The organism is Mycobacterium vicinigordonae (assembly GCF_013466425.1).
In the GTDB taxonomy this organism is placed as follows: domain Bacteria; phylum Actinomycetota; class Actinomycetes; order Mycobacteriales; family Mycobacteriaceae; genus Mycobacterium; species Mycobacterium vicinigordonae.
In genome coordinates, this window is the sequence record NZ_CP059165.1 from 5,069,165 (window position 1) to 5,083,979 (window position 14,815).

A 14,815-nucleotide genomic window follows, 5' to 3' on the forward strand; every position below is an offset into this window, starting at 1 on the left:
TGCCTACCTGCATATCGCGCTGTGTTTGGTCTGGTTGCCTGGCGTAGTCCAGGCAATGAAGGCCCGGAACCAGTTGTAAAGCCCGCGCCACAGGCCGAAGTCGAGGTCGCATGCGTACGCGTTGGCGTACGTTCCGTCTTGCATAATGCGGGCCATCCCCTTAAGCAGCAATGGCAAATTTGCGGCCATATAGGCAAATCGCTGGCGCCCCTCGTGCACGCTGTAGCTGAGAAATCCGGGTTGTCGGCCAATGAACTCTTGCGCATCGGGAGCAATGTTCTCAACGATTGTCGACAACCGTCCGACCGTCGAATTGATCGAACCTACCGATGCGACCAACGTCTGCCGGCGCTGCGCCAGTTCTGCCATCACTGAGCGTGTTTCGCGGATCACGGTCTGGAGGTTCGTGTCCTGCGACGCCAAGCTTTCCATTAGCCCATTGAGATTGCCGATGAGATCGCCGAGCACCTGGTCTGGTCCGGCTAGCGTTTCTGCCAAGGCCGACGCCTGGGTGGTGAGCTCGAGGATCGAACCTGAATCCCCCTCTAACGCTTCGATGACAGCGCTCGTCAAGTTGTCCACCTGTTTGGGGTCCAATTGGGTGAATAGCGGCTCGAATCCATTGAGCAAGTACGAAATGTCAAATGATGGATTGGTCCGTTCTTTGGGAATTTGATCATGGTCCCGCAACGGTAGGCGCTGGTCAGACGGCCCTTGTGACAATCCAAGATAGCGCTGACCTATCGCGTTCTGGTAAGTCACCGAAGCGATGGTGTTCGTGTAGAGGACCTGTCCGCGTTGCACTCGGAACGTAACCTTGGCGAGGTTGCCAACCAACTCAACTTTGTCCACCCGGCCGACCCGAACGCCCGCAACCCGAACATCATCGCCGGGTTTCATGCCGGAGACATCGGTGAAAATCGCGGTATAGGTGCTCGTTGACCCCGCGACGTCGCGCTGCAAGGTGGCGAGCACCATCCAACTCGCGCTAATCGCGAAGGCCATGAAAACAGCCAAGCCGATCACTGGCTTGCGATATTTCTTCACGGCTTATCCTTCGGTTCAGGCACGATGCTTACGTTGGCGCCGCGCGCCAAGGGCCCTAGTAGCAGTTCGATGGCGGGATCGATCCGCCCTCCAGCGATGAACGCAAGCTGCTGTTTCTCTTGACGACTACCGACCGGGCCGACGTTGCCGCCGATGACGCTCGGCTGGGGTGGCGCGCCAGGCGGTGCAGGGACTGCCGACGATTCGGGTGGCTGCGACTGGGGCGCCGGCGCGTTCGGCGCCGACGGCGGAGTCTCCTGGGGTGGACCGGGCAGTGGCGGTTCGTCGGGCGCCCCACGAGTGGAACGGCTCGGCGGTGCTAAGTTCGGTCGGTTTTCAGTCAGCCCCGGCGAGGGAGGATAACCCATCGACCCCAGTGCTGGTATCAGATCTGGAGCTGTGGGCACTTCGGGTGCCGTCAGGCAACTTGGACCTATTAGCGCTCCATAGCGGGGGCAGTCGGCACGAATGTAGGTCCGGCTGGGAGTTAATCCGAGGACGATGTGGGCGATGGGGACTTTCCTCACGGGATCCCATGCCTCGTCGTAGTATTTGTTCGCGAGTAATTGCATCCGGGTGGAGACACCATGAAATTCTCCAGCGTGATCGGCAATCACACCCAACGCCGGTGTCATTTCCGTACTGATAGTGATTAATCGATCCATCTGATGATCAAAGCCGTCAGCGAGCGTCCCGGCCGTGCCAAGCCCGCCGGATAGGAAGTTTGTTAACTGCCAACGCTTCTCGGCGAGGGTTCGCATGGGACGGATCGAGCTGTCTAGTGCGTCGAAGAGTTCCGGAGATACTTGGCGGAGGCCATCGGCCGCCGCTGTCAATGCAGACAGGGTGGACGGGCTCGAATCATCAAGGCCAATAACAGAATTCAGCTGCGCAAGGATCTCGTTTAACTCGTGGCCAGCGGTGGTCAATTGCCGGCCACGGCCGTGGGTTGCCTTACCCAACGCTGTTAACATCCCGATACTGTTATCGTCGGGCTGGCGCGCTACGTTGACGAGCAGTTGTCGCAGTCTCGTCAATACGTCCTGGAAGAGCACCGTCGGCCGGCTTCGGTCTTCGTAAACCACTGAACCCGAGCGCAAAGAGCCCGAACCGCTTCCGTTGTCGACCAGCTGCACTGCCGACACCGCGAAAAGGTTGGCTGGCACCACACGCGCAGTCACGTTGTTGGGAATCCCAGACGCGTATCGGGGATTGAGCATCACATGTACACGGTTGGGCCCACCGTGCTGGGAGGGGGTGACCTCCGACACGGAACCCACTAGGGCGCCACGAAATTTCACGTCAGAACTCGCCGGCAGACCGTCTCCGATGTTAACCAGGTCGATCTCGATCGCGACCAGGTCGTCGAATTTGCCTCTGGATTTGGCGATCATCAGCCCCGCGACGATGACACAAACCACCACAAAACACGCACCCAGGGCCAAAAGCCGGGGGTTGGACGGGCTTCGTGGATTGAGGTCGAACGAGTTCGGCATCGCTACCCACCGAACCTCGCGCCGCCCTCGACGCCCCACAGCGCCAGCGTCAGCAACATGTTGACGATGATGACGGCGGTGAGACTTGCGCGCATAGCTCGCCCCGCGGCAACCCCCACTCCGGCCGGCCCCCCGGTCGCGAAGAATCCGTAATAGCTTTGGATTGTCGACGAGATGAAGACGAATACAACGGCTTTGATGGTCGCGTACGACACATCCCGAGCGCTGATGAATAGCGAGAAATAGTGGAGATACGACCCGACTGACTGACCCGCAATTGTGCTGACGACCTGACAAGCCAAGAAAGCCAACGCTAAAGCTGTCAGGAACAATGGAGCGGCGGCAATAACCGATGCTAATACGCGGACCGTCACCAGATACGGGATGGGGCGCAGCGCCATCGCCTCGATGGCATCGATTTCCTCGTTAATCCGCATCGCGCCCAATTGTGCAGTGAAGCGGCATCCCGCCTGGGCAATGAAGGCCGTGGCAACCATGATTGGCGCCAGTTCACGGGTGGTCGCGAACGAGGAGACCATACCAGTGGCCGGGCCCATCCCCAGCAAATTCAGGGCGTTGTATCCCTCGACTGCTACCAATCCTCCGGCACTCATTCCCATCACGATTGCGACGTTGACCGTGCCGCCGCCAACGACGATCGATCCGTTCCCCCATGAGATGTCTGCTAACAGCCGCAGCATTTCTCGCCGATAGTTACGGCGCAATTTCGGGACCCCGGCAACGACCTGACCGAAGAAATAGAGTAAATGTCCGGCTTTTGCCACTGTCTGGCCCACGGTGGCCGCGCTCTGAATGACCGGGCGAGCGCCCGGGAGCTGAAAGGTTGCTGGATTGGCCATGGTCTAGAGCGTCTGCCGAGGAAAGACGATGACGTAGTACTCGCTCAAGACCAAGTTGACGATCATCAACAGCAGTACGGATTCGACTACGGCGGAGTTAACGGAATTGGCTACGCCCGCCGGGCCGCCTCGGGTGTCCAGTCCCTTATGACAACCAATCACTGCAACGATCGTGCCGAAGACCACCGCTTTCACCATGGCAAGCATCAGGTCCCCGACGGTGGCGAACGACGAGAACGTTGCCACGAACGAACCCGGCGTGCCGTTCTGGAAGTACACGTTGAACAGGTAGCTGCCGACGTAACCGACAAAGGCGGTCACCCCGGTGAGTAGCATCCCGATCAAAATCAGCGCGGCAAGCCGGGGAACCACTAGCCGTCGAACCGGCGAAACTCCCATTACCTCCATCGCTTGAATTTCTTCTCGCATCGTCCGTGAACCCAGGTCTGCACAGACTGCTGAACCCACCGCGGAGGCGAGCAGCAGCGCCGCAACCAGCGGAGCGCCCTGCCGGATCACCGCAAGTCCAGTCGCCGCGCCCGCCAACGAGGTCGCGCCAACTTGGCCGGCCAAGAAGCCGAACTGGACGCACAATGTGACGCTGATCGGGATGGTGATGAGAACCGTTGGGGTAAAAGCGGTTGAGGCCATGAACGCCGCCTGCTCGATGAACTCCCCGATCATGAAGCGGCCGGTGAATAGGTCGAAGAACAGATACTGAATAGCCCGGGCACCCAACATCACCTGGCCGCCCACCGTGCCCAGCGACATCAAAGGATGATTTTGCAGATAGCGCTGAATCCAGCTGATGATCTCGCTAGGAGCCGAGCCCCGCGTTAACGACTGGGCCGGGTCTGTGGACGTAGTCAACGAATCCCCCTCGTTGTCAACGAATCCCCCTCGTTTTTTCGGTATCTGAGAACTTCTTGTGCGGTGCCGTCGAGCGGATCGAAGGTCAAGCGAGGCTGAATACGCTTTCATGCCATCGATTTACCGCTCGGCCCGGCGCCTGCATCGTGGAACGCAACTGTGGTCTGTCGAGTGGTCACGCCTCGTTCGACTCTGATTGCTTCTCCTTAGCGTGGGGCTCGACGCCGCGATCATTGCCACGAGGCTAGCGACCCCACGCACCCGCTGGATGTGCAAATATTGCGCACCGCAGGGCGTCACCCGCCGAACACAACAATCGCGAAACACACATAGACGTCGGCCGGTCTCAGGCGGGTGTCACGGCTCGGGTAACCGGGATTCGGCTCAGCTAGTCAGTGATGCTGGCGAGAAAGCGGTGCAGGTTCATCACTGTGTTCTTGACGCTCATCCGTTGAGTCGCTTTTCGTTTGGCCCGCGTCGATACAGGTGTTAGGTCGCAGACACGCCGCGCTTCGATGGTCCGGCGGTTGGTCGTTCCGTCCGGCACAGCGGATGGGGTGCCCGCAGTGATCGCAGTCGCCACGACCACACCCGACTCGACCATGACGCGACTAACACCACCGCGATGCACCGAGACTGACGACCAGTGCGGATCAGTAGCCCTTATTTGACAACGAAACCGGCGTCGACCGGAAGCGTCACCCCGGTGACGTAGCGCGCCTGGTCTGAGACCAGCCAGGCGATGGCGTTGCTGATGTCAATGGCCTCGACGGCCTCGACCGGCAACAGGTTAGTGAGCGCGCCGGCGATATCGGGGCTCAGAGCCAGAAAACCCGCCATGGCGTCGTTGAGAATCATTGGCGTCGACACCCCCGTCGGGTGCACCGTGTTGACCCGGATCCGGTGCGGTGCAAGCCAGTTCGCCCACGACCGCATGAGACCGACGACGGCGTGCTTGCTCGCCACGTACCCGTCGCCCGCTCCGGTCCCGGTGCCGCCACGACCGGTGAGGCCTTGGGTCGAACTAGTGATGACAATCGAGCCACCTTCGCCCCCGGCGATGATCGCCGGTACGGCGGCGTGCACAGTGTGCCGCACGCCCGTCAGGTTGATCGCCACGGTGTCATGGAACACGGCCAGAGCGTCCTTTTCATCTGCGCTGTGCGGTGAGATGCCCGCGTTGGCCAAGACGATGTCGAGCCTGCCCAACTCAGCGACACCGGCGTCTACCACAGCCGCCACGGCCGCAGGGTCGCGAACGTCGGCCTGCCGGGCGAAGATCCGCCGGTCGAGCTTCTCGACCAGTACCACCGTCTCGTCGAGATCCTCGACAGTCGCCATCGGGTAGGGGACCGTCTCGAGTTGTCTACAGATATCGAGGGCAATGATGTCCGCGCCCTCTTGGGCCAGCCGCAGCGCGTGGCTGCGGCCCTGGCCGCGGGCAGCACCGGTAATTAGGGCGACCTTGCCCGACAGGCTTCCCATAGCACTCCTCCATTTGTCCCTCTGGCGTCGGTCTGGCTTCCTCAAGCGGTGTGGTGCACGGTCTGCAACCCATAGACAGGTGTCGGGATGCCCTCGTGACGAGCCTTGAGCTGCAGCGCGAGAAATAACGAGTAGTAGCGGGAGAAGTGCAGGTTGCCGCCGTGAAACCAGAGGCCTGGCTGGCGAGTGGGCTTCCACATGTTGCGCTGCTCGCCTTCCCAGGGCCCGGGGTCCTTCGCGGTGTCCGAGCCAAGGCCCCACACCCGGCCAACCTTGTCGGCGACCTCCTGGTTGATCAGGTCGGACACCCGACTGTTCATAGGCTCGAAACCAGTCGCGTAGACGATCAGGTCGGCTGGCAGATTAGTGCCGTCCTCGAGAACCACTGATCGCTCGGTAATCTCGCGCACACCCTTCCCCGACTGCAGTGCGATGCTGCCGTTGGCGACCAGCTCCGAAGCCCCGACGTCGATGTAGTAGCCCGAGCCGCGCCGTAGGTATTTGAGGAAGAGGCCCGAGTCGTCCTCCCCGAAATCGAGCAGGAAGCCGACCTTCTCTAGCCGCGCGTAAAACTCGGCATCGCGTTCACGGATCGCGTCGCTGATCGGCTTCTGGAGCAGGTGCATGATCCGGTAAGGCTGGGAGGCGAAGATCGTGTCCGCCCGGTGGGTCGTCATACCGGCCGCCAGGGCCCGCTCGGAGTAGAGGTCACCCAGGCCGATCTCAACGATCGACTCGGATTTCACAACCAGGCTGCTACTGCGCTGCACCATCGTGACGTCGGCCCCGTACTCCCATAACGCCGCGCAGATGTCGTGAGCGGAGTTGTTTGAACCGATCACGACGGCCTTCTTGCCGCGGTAACCGTCTGGCCCTGGGTGCCGGGAGGAATGGTGCTGCTCGCCGACGAACCGGTCGGCTCCAGGGAAAGCGGGAATGGCAGGCTTGCCGGACACGCCCGTGGCCAACACCAACTGCTTGGGACGCAAGCTGACCGGTGTTCCGTCACGGACGACCTCGACGGTCCATTCGCGTCCTGCTTGGTCATAGGCGGCGCCCACGCATTCAGAGGAACCCCAGTAGTTCAGTTCCATTGTGGTGGCGTAGAACTCAAGCCAGTCACCGAGCTTGTCCTTTGGGGTGAACACCGGCCAAGTCTTGGGGAACTCGAGATACGGCAGGTGGTCGTACCACACGGGGTCGTGCAGGCAGAGGGACTTGTAGCGGTTGCGCCAGGAGTCCCCCGGCCTTGCATTGCGTTCCAGGATGATCGTCGGGACCCCAAGCTGGCGCAGCCTCGCTCCGAGGATGATCCCGCCCTGGCCCCCGCCGATGATGACCACCTCGGGCTGAGTGCCGTAACCAAGTTCGCGAGCTTCCTTTTGCCGACGCTCCAACCAGCTCACCCGATTGGTGGCGACGCCGTGCTCCGTACCCTTGGGACGGCGTTCCCCCTGGGGCTCCTCGAATCCCTTGAGCTCATGCAGGGCAGTGAGGAGCGTCCACGCTCTCCCGTCACGCAGCCGTAGCAGCCCGTGCCCACGACCGACCGCAGTCTCGAACAGGAACCGAGCGCTGATGATGCCGTCGGCCTCGTCCGCGCCCCCTTCAGCGACATCGAGGGCGAAGCGCGCGGGTCGGACGTTTGCCAGGACGCTGTCCAGCATCGCTGTGATCTCGGCACGCCCGTCGAGGCTCTTAATGTTCCAGGTGAAGGCGACCAGATCCCGCCAATGGCTTTCTTCGTGAAACAGCCCGGCCGCGGCCGCGGTGTCGCCAGCGGCGAGGGTTCGCTCAAGGTCGGCGAGCCAGCGAGTTGCGGTGCTCTCGGCAGGCTTCACGGCTCGCGAGTTGCGGTCGATCGTCTGGGTCATAGGTGGGCTCCCCTTCGAGGTGGCGATCGGCACCTCTTAATGCTGCGGGCGCCCCGCCTGCCGGACAATGTCGCAGGCTGCCCAGGACGCGCGAAAGATTTGGCACCGCCGCACAATCCGGTCGGCGGCGCTGGTTCCGCCTGCATCCGCGAACTATCCTCGCGACATGCCACCGACATCTCTACAACAGGATCTCGTCGCCGACGTCGCTGACCATGAGATGGCTCCGGCCGCTGCGCCCGTGCAGGGGCTGCTCCGCAGGCTGCTCGTTGCACCCTCGGTGACCGCCGCAACCCAGGCCTTGGTAGACACCGTGCACGAGTGCTTCCATTGCGACGTGAGCTGGTCCGGCATCGTATCGGAGGGCTTCCTCATGATGGCCGCCTACAACGGCATCCGTACCCCCGAGATGATGGCGCTGTGGCGCCTCGAGGTTGGGCAGGGCGTAGGCGGCCGGGTCGCGAAGCAGGGGCGGACCATATCCGCCCGGGACTACCGTCGTGATCCACGGCGGGTACCGGTCATGAAGTCGGTGATCGACGCGGAGGGCGTTCGCAGCGCGATCTGCGCTCCGTTACTCAGCGGCGCCGAGGTCCTCGGCGTTGTCTACGCGGCCTGCCGACGGGTCCGCGACTGGACCGAAGACGAGGTTGCGTTGCTGACCATGATGGGTCGCGACACCGGTGTCGCACTGGCGAGAATCGCGCAACACCATAGTGAACAGGAGCGCGCGGAGCAGGCCCGTCGCGCGACAACAGCCGCCCACGACGCACTGCAGGCGCTGCGATCCATCGCCGAGGCCGTGGCCTGCTCGGATGACCTCGGCGCCGGCGTGGACGTGCTGGCCCACCACCTTGGGATGCGCGTAGAACTGCTCGACCAGGCAGGCGTACAGCTACTCGCCTCGCCCGCGAACGTAGGCACCGAAGCGCCGATCCAGTGGGAGGACGACCTAGGTGGGGCTGATCTTGGGACCCTGCGCGTGCGATGGTCACGTGGACTTCGCCCGAGCGAGATCGAGCTGGCCGCCGTGGGCGCGCAGATCATAGGGCTACAGATCCTTCGCGCTCGTGCGGGTTTGCGCGCGGAGATCCGACTGCACAGCGAACTGCTGAACGATTTGCTCGACGGACACGTGGCCGATCTGCGTGCGATCAGGGATCGGGCGAGCCTACTCGGGTTCGACCTTGCCCAGCCACGCCATGTGGCTTGCATCGGCGCCCACCGTGGACCAAATCCGCGGGAACAGCACGAGCTAGGGCACGGCTTGGCCGCCGCCGAATCAGTGATCAGCTCTTGGTTCCCGAATGCCTTCATCGTGCCGCGCACCGACGAGCTCGTCGCGCTGATCGACTCTGACTCCGCACCGTCGCACGAGATCCATGCGGTTCTGCAGCAGGCTGTCTGCGACCACCGCCTAGCCGCGCCCGGCCTTGCCGCGGGAGTTGGACGGATGTGCATGGGCCCGTCAGACTACGCCGACTCTTATGCCGACGCGGCGCTCGGTCTCGACGTCGCGCGGCGACGAGCACGCCCAGGGGAGGTGCTGTCGTCAGCCGACCTGGGTCTCTACGGGTTGTTCGGTCACGGCGGCAGCCGCAAGTCGCTCGAATCGATGGTCGAGCGGGCGCTAGGGCCCCTCATCGAGGCGGACGCGGACGGTGGTTCGGCGTACGTGAAGTCGTTGCACGCCTACCTGATCTGTGACCGACACCTTGAGCGGGCGGCGGCCATGCTGCACATCCATCCCAACACCGTGCGCTACCGCCTTACCAAGATCCGCGAGATCCTAGGCGTGGATCTGCACGACGTAGAGAAGCGCTTCCTGCTCGAGCTCGCGCTGCGCGTCCAGTCGGTGCTCGGCGAAGACTGAGGGCGGCGAGCAGTTCCTCCGGCGCCACGCCTGTGTGCAGAAGGGTCCGGGCCAGCACGACTTCCAATCCCAGCGCCCGGATCGCCGGCGCGAAACTAGCGTCCGCGGTGTCCAGCACGAAACGGTGGCAAATGTCGGCGTACCTGCTGGCGACGCCCAGCGGATCAGCGCTCCCGCCGACCGCACGCAACAACGCGGCTCGACTGGCCGCCCGCCTCGCCTCGCCCGCATCAGCGATCGGCACACCCAGCACGATGGGTGACACACCGACTACATGTGCAAGGGAATCTCTGACTGCCGCGCGGACTCCATGAACGCCGAGGATCGGGTCCAGGCTGGCCACGGGATTGCTCGGTGCGAGTACGACGAGGTCGGCCCGGGCGATCGCCTCCAACACACCGGGCGCGGGAACGGCGTGCTCGAGCCCTTCGTAGTGCACCGTGACGACCTGCGGCACGGCCGCAAGCCGCACGAGGAACTCGACGTAGCTCACGTGGCCGTGCTCGGCCGTGGTCAGCCGTGTGGTGACCACGTGGTCGCTCATCGGCAGGACGGTCGACTGGACCCCCATCGCCGTTGCCAACCGGCGTGTTACTTCTGACAGCGCGGATCCCCCACGCAAAAGGTCGGTGCGTAGCAGATGCGTGGCGAGGTCGACGTCGCCCAGGTTGAACCAGACCTCCTCGCCGAGGCCCCGCAGCGCATGCATCGTTCGCCACGACTCGTCGCGAACGCCCCAGCCTCGCTGGAGATCGTGTCGATCCGACAGCGAGTAGAGCGTGGTGTCGATGTCGGGGCTCACGCGCAGGCCGTAGGCCCACAGGTCATCGGCGGTGTTGACCACCACAGTCAGCGCTAGTGACGGCTCAGCCTCGACTAACGCGCGCCACAACCGCGATGCGCCGATTCCACCGCCCAGCCCGACGACCCGAGCCGGACGTACCTCGCGGTGAGGCATCAGCTCTCTAGCCTCGCGTCCACACCCCGCCCTGAATGAGAACGCCGTTGTGGATGAGGAAGCTGCGTACGACATTTGCGTTGACGACGGCCTCTTTGCCCGACCAGCCCTGCCGATCAACATACGAGGCGATCAACTCATTGACGGCGACTCGCCGCTTCGTGCTGAGGAATCGCTCTCCTGTCTCCCTCTTCCTGAGGAAGCAAAACTCGACCAGCGCATCGGGGCTCAACTCCGCGTGCGACAAAAATCCCCAGAGGACCTGCAGGAACCGGCCTCGCACTTCGGCATCAGCCCTATCATGCCCGGTCGCCTCCAGCCAACGCCGCACGCGCGGGTGGTCGGCCAGGCCGGTTGGGCCATCGTTCACAGCGGCAGCCCAAAGCGGTCCGCCAGCGCCCGGATCTCCGTCTGGCGGGCGGCGATGTCGCCCTCCATCGATGGTTGGATCATCCCCTCCTGACGCAGTCGCGCGGTGACCGCCGGGTCCTCCTCCCACGGCACTCCGTACCTACCACGGAAAAAGTGCTCACTCAACGGTCGACGCGGCCGTTGGCCACCGGCAAGCCGGTCCTCGGCGGGGTAGCCCACCAGCAGCGCCCACATCGGGATCCACGTATCCGGGACCTTCAGCACCTCGCGCGCCACGTCGACGTTGAACGCCGAAAGCCCGACACCGAGACCTTCGTCAACGGCGGCCAACATCGCCTGGTTGATCGCCAAGCCGCATTCGACGGAGACCATCCATGCGTTGACAGCAGGGTCCGCGGCGACCGCCTTCACCACCTGACCGTATGCAACTTCGTCGACGTAGGCATGCGACCACCCGTGAGTGGGCGCCAGTGCTCCCAAATCCACCAGTTCCTTGAGCCGCTCCCGCCCGCCGATGTGGTACTCGGTGTCGCCCCACCAGAAGATCACGACCGGAGCGAGCTCCAGCTGTACCGTGCTTGTGGGAGTCTTGAGTTGCTCTCGCACCTCATCGGGCAACTCGTCCCGATAGCAGACGACCGCTTTGACGAAGTCTCCGTTCACCGACCGCGACGACCGATTGGCCGCCTCGAGCATGACCTGGATCTTCGCCTCCTCGACCGGCTCCTCCGGTTCAAAGAACCGGATAGTCCGACGGTCACCGACTACCTGCTTGAACTCCATTGTCCGTCCCTTCGTGTTGGGTACCCGGGCCGACGCCGACTCAGGTCGACAGAATGGTGATGACCGCGGCCGCGCCGTCTGCGCCGAGGTAGCCTCCGGCGTTTTGGGCCAGCGCGACGCGGGCCCCTTCAACCTGGCGTGCGCCACACCGCCCCCGGAGCTGGTCGGCGAGTTCAACGATCTGCGCGCAACCGGTGGCGCCGATCGGGTGGCCTTTCGATAACAGTCCGCCGCTGGGGTTGACGACCGTCGATCCGCCAAGTCGGGTCCGCCCAGAACGCAGCAGCCCCGGTCCGCCGCCGGGCGCGCACAATCCGAGTTCCTCGTAGGCGACGAGCTCAGCAGGAGCTGCGGCGTCATGCAACTCGATTACATCCAAATCGTAAGGGCCGATCCCGGCCGCCTCGTACGCCTGAACTGCGGCGCGCTCAACTGATCCCGGCTGGTCGCGATCGCGCTCGGTTCCGGAGGTGAGCACGGTGCTGCGGACGCGAACCGACGGCCCGGCGCGCCGCGCCGCGCGCGCGGGCGAACACACCACGACTGCGGCGGCACCGTCGCCAATCGGCGAGCACATCAACAATGTGAGCGGATCGGTCACGACCCGGCTCGACAGCACTTCGCCCGCTGTCACCCGGCGACGGTACTGTGCCTTCGGATTGAGCGCCCCGTGGTAGTGGCTCTTCACCACCACTTCGGCGAAGTCTGCTGCGGTGGCTCCCGAGGCCCGCATATAATCCCGAGCGATCGAGGCATAAACATCCATGAAGAAGGATCGCTTGCCCTCGTCGACCGGTGTGTCACCTGCGACACGACGTCGGATCATATCGAGCTCGAACAAATCGACGGCTGAACCGATGGCGTCGAACGCGCGAGTTTTGTCCGGGTCTGTGAGCTTTTCCGCCCCGACAGCGATCGCGACGTCGTACGCGCCGGACGCCACCGAGGAGACAGCGAGGTTCAGAGCCGTCGACGCCGATGCGCAGGCGTTCTCCACATTGACGATGGGAAGACCGAGCAGTCCAGTGCGTCGCAGCGCAGCCTGACCGCGGATCATCTCCTGCCCGCTCATCAAACCGGCGACAGCGTTGCCGAAAAACACGATGCCGACTTCGTCGGGGCTCATCGCAGCGTCTCCCAACGCCTCCGCGACCGCGGCCTCGGCCAACTCCCGGATCGTGCTCTGCGGCCATTTGCCGAATGCAGTCATGCCTGTGCCTACAATCCGGACCGTTCCGGCTTCGTTCATCGCCTCGCCCTTCTTTGTGCATCCATCCGGTAGCCCGCCGCCTCTCGGTCCCACGTTCCTGACGTGAGGCCGCGCCCTCTGAGGACTCCGTACTGGTTGCGTTCCGTCGCGGTCTTGGGCAGCGCGTCAACGATCTCGACGTAGCGCGGCACGGCGTAGTGGGCCATCCGCCCAATGCAGAAGTCGATCACTTCCTCAGGCGTGAATCGCGCGCCGACCTTCGGAACGATGCAGACTTTCACTTCGTCCTCGCCGTTCGGAGATTCCACCGCATGCGCGGCACAATCGAGAACGCCTGGATGGGCGTCAAGAGCGGACTCAATCTCCCATGCTGAGATGTTCTCGCCGAGCCTTCGAATTGACTCTTTGCGCCGCCCGCGGTAGTAGAAATGCCCTTCCGAGTCAACCTCGGCCAGATCGCCGGAATGGAACCAGCCGCCTCGGTATGCGCGCTCGGTCAGCGCCGGAAGTTTGTGGTAGCTGGTCAGCCTGCCCCGCGGATGACGGAACACCAACTCCCCGACCCGACCGGCCGGCAGCGGCCGGTCGCGATCGTCGACCACAGCGAACTCGACGTCTGCGATGCCCGAACGGCCCATGGAGCCGACACGGCCTTCGGAATTTAGCAGAATCCCCGGTGCATCGACCATGCCGAACCACTCGACGATCCGTACCCCGAAACGCTTCTCGAACTCCCGCCAGCGGCCAGGAGGGCATCCTGCGGAGAGGACGGTTTTCACTCGATGGTCGCGATCGCGCGGGCTAGGTGGCTGCTTGAGCAGTATGGAGATCATCCCACCGAGCGAGTTGAACTCGACGGCGTCGTAGCGTCGACAGTCGTCCCACAGACCAGAGGCGGTGAACTTCGGCGCCAGCGCCAGCTTCGCGTCCAGCATGATCGAGCCGAGCATAGAAACCAACAACGCGTTGCCGTGGAATAGCGGCAAGCCGGTGTACATCGTCTCGCCAGGCTGCACCCGCGATGCGTCGAGCAGTCGACGGATCGGTGTGAGGTCGTAGTGGTGCGCGACAACACCCTTGGGCGGTCCTGTCGTGCCCGAGGTGTACATCATGCCGATCCCCCCACCGGGATCGGTGATCTCGACGTCGGGCTCGGCGTCCGACCCGGCCAGCAGGCGGGGTACATCTGCATCGACGTCTGGCCCCAGCGGTCCATCTACTACTACCAGTCGGCGCAGGGCAGTTAGGTGGCGCGAGACGCTGTGCACCACATCGCGCAGGTTGTTTTCGAAAACGATCGCCACCGCGTCGCAGTCATGAAGGATGTGAGCCAATGCCGCTCCACGCTGCGAAATGTTGATCGGAACCGATCGTGCGCCGATGAAGGCGACACCCAGGTACAGCCAGATGAACTCAGGTCGATTGGACATCATGAGCGCGACACGTTCACCTGGCTTTACGCCAAGCTCCAGCAGTCCGTTCGCGGCGCGCCGCGCGTAGGACAGCACCTCGCGCCATGAGATCTCTTCGTCGCGCCACTTCAGCCACACGGCATCGGGGTGTTCGGCCACCCGCACGCGCACGAGATCCTCCACGACACCGCGTGCTCGACCCATGCTGCGCACTCCCATCAAGTTCGTCTGGATCCGTCGTCGGGCCGTCTGCGCGCGGGCAAGAAACACCGCGGCAGACCGAGCGTCCAGGGACCGCCACTCATCATGGAAAGCGAAACCTCCCGGGATCAATGTCGGCACCTGCCCAACTCCTGGCCCGCGATTGGCGCAATCGCACAATGGCTCAGGCGCTACTCATCAGGCGATTCACGAGGGCGCCGGGCGCCGATCACTGCGGTTCGAGGATTTTCGAGACGACCCCGCAAACGACTCATCGCTGGCGCGCCGCGGCATCCAAACCGCGCGCTGGTGTGTGCCCCCCTCGCTGAATCTCGACATTGATGTTGCGAGACTTTGATGTTGCGAGCTGGGTG

12 protein-coding genes are annotated in these 14,815 nt (G+C 63.4%); 1 reads left to right on the forward strand and 11 read right to left on the reverse strand.

Annotated elements, in window-relative coordinates; translation table 11 throughout:
* Positions 1 to 3: 3 nt before the first annotated feature.
* The 6 genes from H0P51_RS22620 to H0P51_RS22645 form a co-directional block, all read right to left on the reverse strand.
* Positions 4 to 1,005: an MCE family protein gene (locus H0P51_RS22620; protein ID WP_180919171.1), complete on the reverse strand. Its 1,002-nt coding sequence runs from the start codon at positions 1,003 to 1,005 to the stop codon at positions 4 to 6.
* 38 nt (positions 1,006 to 1,043) lie between these two features.
* Positions 1,044 to 2,543 (reverse strand): MlaD family protein, encoded by a 1,500-nt coding sequence (locus tag H0P51_RS22625; RefSeq protein ID WP_180915079.1) that lies wholly within the window; start codon positions 2,541 to 2,543, stop codon positions 1,044 to 1,046.
* 2 nt (positions 2,544 to 2,545) lie between these two features.
* Complete coding sequence (locus H0P51_RS22630; protein WP_180915080.1) at positions 2,546 to 3,403, reverse strand: ABC transporter permease; 858 nt, start codon at positions 3,401 to 3,403, stop codon at positions 2,546 to 2,548.
* A gap of 3 nt (positions 3,404 to 3,406) precedes the next feature.
* On the reverse strand, positions 3,407 to 4,273 hold the full coding sequence (locus H0P51_RS22635) for an MlaE family ABC transporter permease (protein WP_425488907.1): 867 nt from the start codon (positions 4,271 to 4,273) through the stop codon (positions 3,407 to 3,409).
* A 663-nt stretch (positions 4,274 to 4,936) separates the two neighbouring features.
* On the reverse strand, positions 4,937 to 5,758 hold the full coding sequence (locus H0P51_RS22640; RefSeq protein ID WP_180915082.1) for a mycofactocin-coupled SDR family oxidoreductase: 822 nt from the start codon (positions 5,756 to 5,758) through the stop codon (positions 4,937 to 4,939).
* A gap of 41 nt (positions 5,759 to 5,799) precedes the next feature.
* Positions 5,800 to 7,632: a flavin-containing monooxygenase gene (locus H0P51_RS22645; protein ID WP_180915083.1), complete on the reverse strand. Its 1,833-nt coding sequence runs from the start codon at positions 7,630 to 7,632 to the stop codon at positions 5,800 to 5,802.
* Between the two features lie 166 nt (positions 7,633 to 7,798).
* On the opposite strand from H0P51_RS22645, the gene H0P51_RS22650 reads away from it, so the two are divergent.
* Positions 7,799 to 9,505, forward strand: coding sequence for a helix-turn-helix domain-containing protein (locus H0P51_RS22650; RefSeq protein ID WP_180915084.1), 1,707 nt, complete (start codon positions 7,799 to 7,801; stop codon positions 9,503 to 9,505).
* Here H0P51_RS22650 and H0P51_RS22655 read toward each other — a convergent pair.
* Genes H0P51_RS22655 through H0P51_RS22675 form a run of 5 tightly spaced genes read right to left on the reverse strand, consistent with a single transcriptional unit; the run spans position 9,402 to position 14,582 of the window.
* Positions 9,402 to 10,463, reverse strand: a complete 1,062-nt coding sequence (locus H0P51_RS22655; RefSeq protein ID WP_180915085.1) for a 2-phospho-L-lactate transferase CofD family protein — start codon at positions 10,461 to 10,463, stop codon at positions 9,402 to 9,404. The genes H0P51_RS22650 and H0P51_RS22655 overlap by 104 nt on opposite strands.
* A 7-nt stretch (positions 10,464 to 10,470) precedes the next feature.
* Positions 10,471 to 10,833, reverse strand: a complete 363-nt coding sequence (locus tag H0P51_RS22660; RefSeq protein WP_180915086.1) for a hypothetical protein — start codon at positions 10,831 to 10,833, stop codon at positions 10,471 to 10,473.
* Positions 10,830 to 11,618, reverse strand: a complete 789-nt coding sequence (locus tag H0P51_RS22665; RefSeq protein WP_180915087.1) for a nitroreductase family protein — start codon at positions 11,616 to 11,618, stop codon at positions 10,830 to 10,832. The genes H0P51_RS22660 and H0P51_RS22665 overlap by 4 nt, the downstream gene beginning before the upstream one ends.
* A 40-nt stretch (positions 11,619 to 11,658) precedes the next feature.
* Positions 11,659 to 12,828: a thiolase family protein gene (locus tag H0P51_RS22670; protein ID WP_246398150.1), complete on the reverse strand. Its 1,170-nt coding sequence runs from the start codon at positions 12,826 to 12,828 to the stop codon at positions 11,659 to 11,661.
* A gap of 35 nt (positions 12,829 to 12,863) precedes the next feature.
* Positions 12,864 to 14,582, reverse strand: coding sequence for an AMP-binding protein (locus H0P51_RS22675; protein WP_180915089.1), 1,719 nt, complete (start codon positions 14,580 to 14,582; stop codon positions 12,864 to 12,866).
* Between the last annotated feature and the right edge of the window lie 233 nt (positions 14,583 to 14,815).

Coding starts and splice junctions, on each gene's coding strand:
- H0P51_RS22670 (WP_246398150.1), bottom strand. CDS start 12,828: ATGACTGCATTCGGCAAATGGCCGCAGAGCACGATCCGGGAGTTGGCC.
- H0P51_RS22625 (WP_180915079.1), bottom strand. CDS start 2,543: ATGCCGAACTCGTTCGACCTCAATCCACGAAGCCCGTCCAACCCCCGG.
- H0P51_RS22655 (WP_180915085.1), bottom strand. CDS start 10,463: ATGCCTCACCGCGAGGTACGTCCGGCTCGGGTCGTCGGGCTGGGCGGT.
- H0P51_RS22650 (WP_180915084.1), top strand. CDS start 7,799: ATGCCACCGACATCTCTACAACAGGATCTCGTCGCCGACGTCGCTGAC.
- H0P51_RS22640 (WP_180915082.1), bottom strand. CDS start 5,758: ATGGGAAGCCTGTCGGGCAAGGTCGCCCTAATTACCGGTGCTGCCCGC.
- H0P51_RS22665 (WP_180915087.1), bottom strand. CDS start 11,618: ATGGAGTTCAAGCAGGTAGTCGGTGACCGTCGGACTATCCGGTTCTTT.
- H0P51_RS22630 (WP_180915080.1), bottom strand. CDS start 3,403: ATGGCCAATCCAGCAACCTTTCAGCTCCCGGGCGCTCGCCCGGTCATT.
- H0P51_RS22620 (WP_180919171.1), bottom strand. CDS start 1,005: ATGGCCTTCGCGATTAGCGCGAGTTGGATGGTGCTCGCCACCTTGCAG.
- H0P51_RS22645 (WP_180915083.1), bottom strand. CDS start 7,632: ATGACCCAGACGATCGACCGCAACTCGCGAGCCGTGAAGCCTGCCGAG.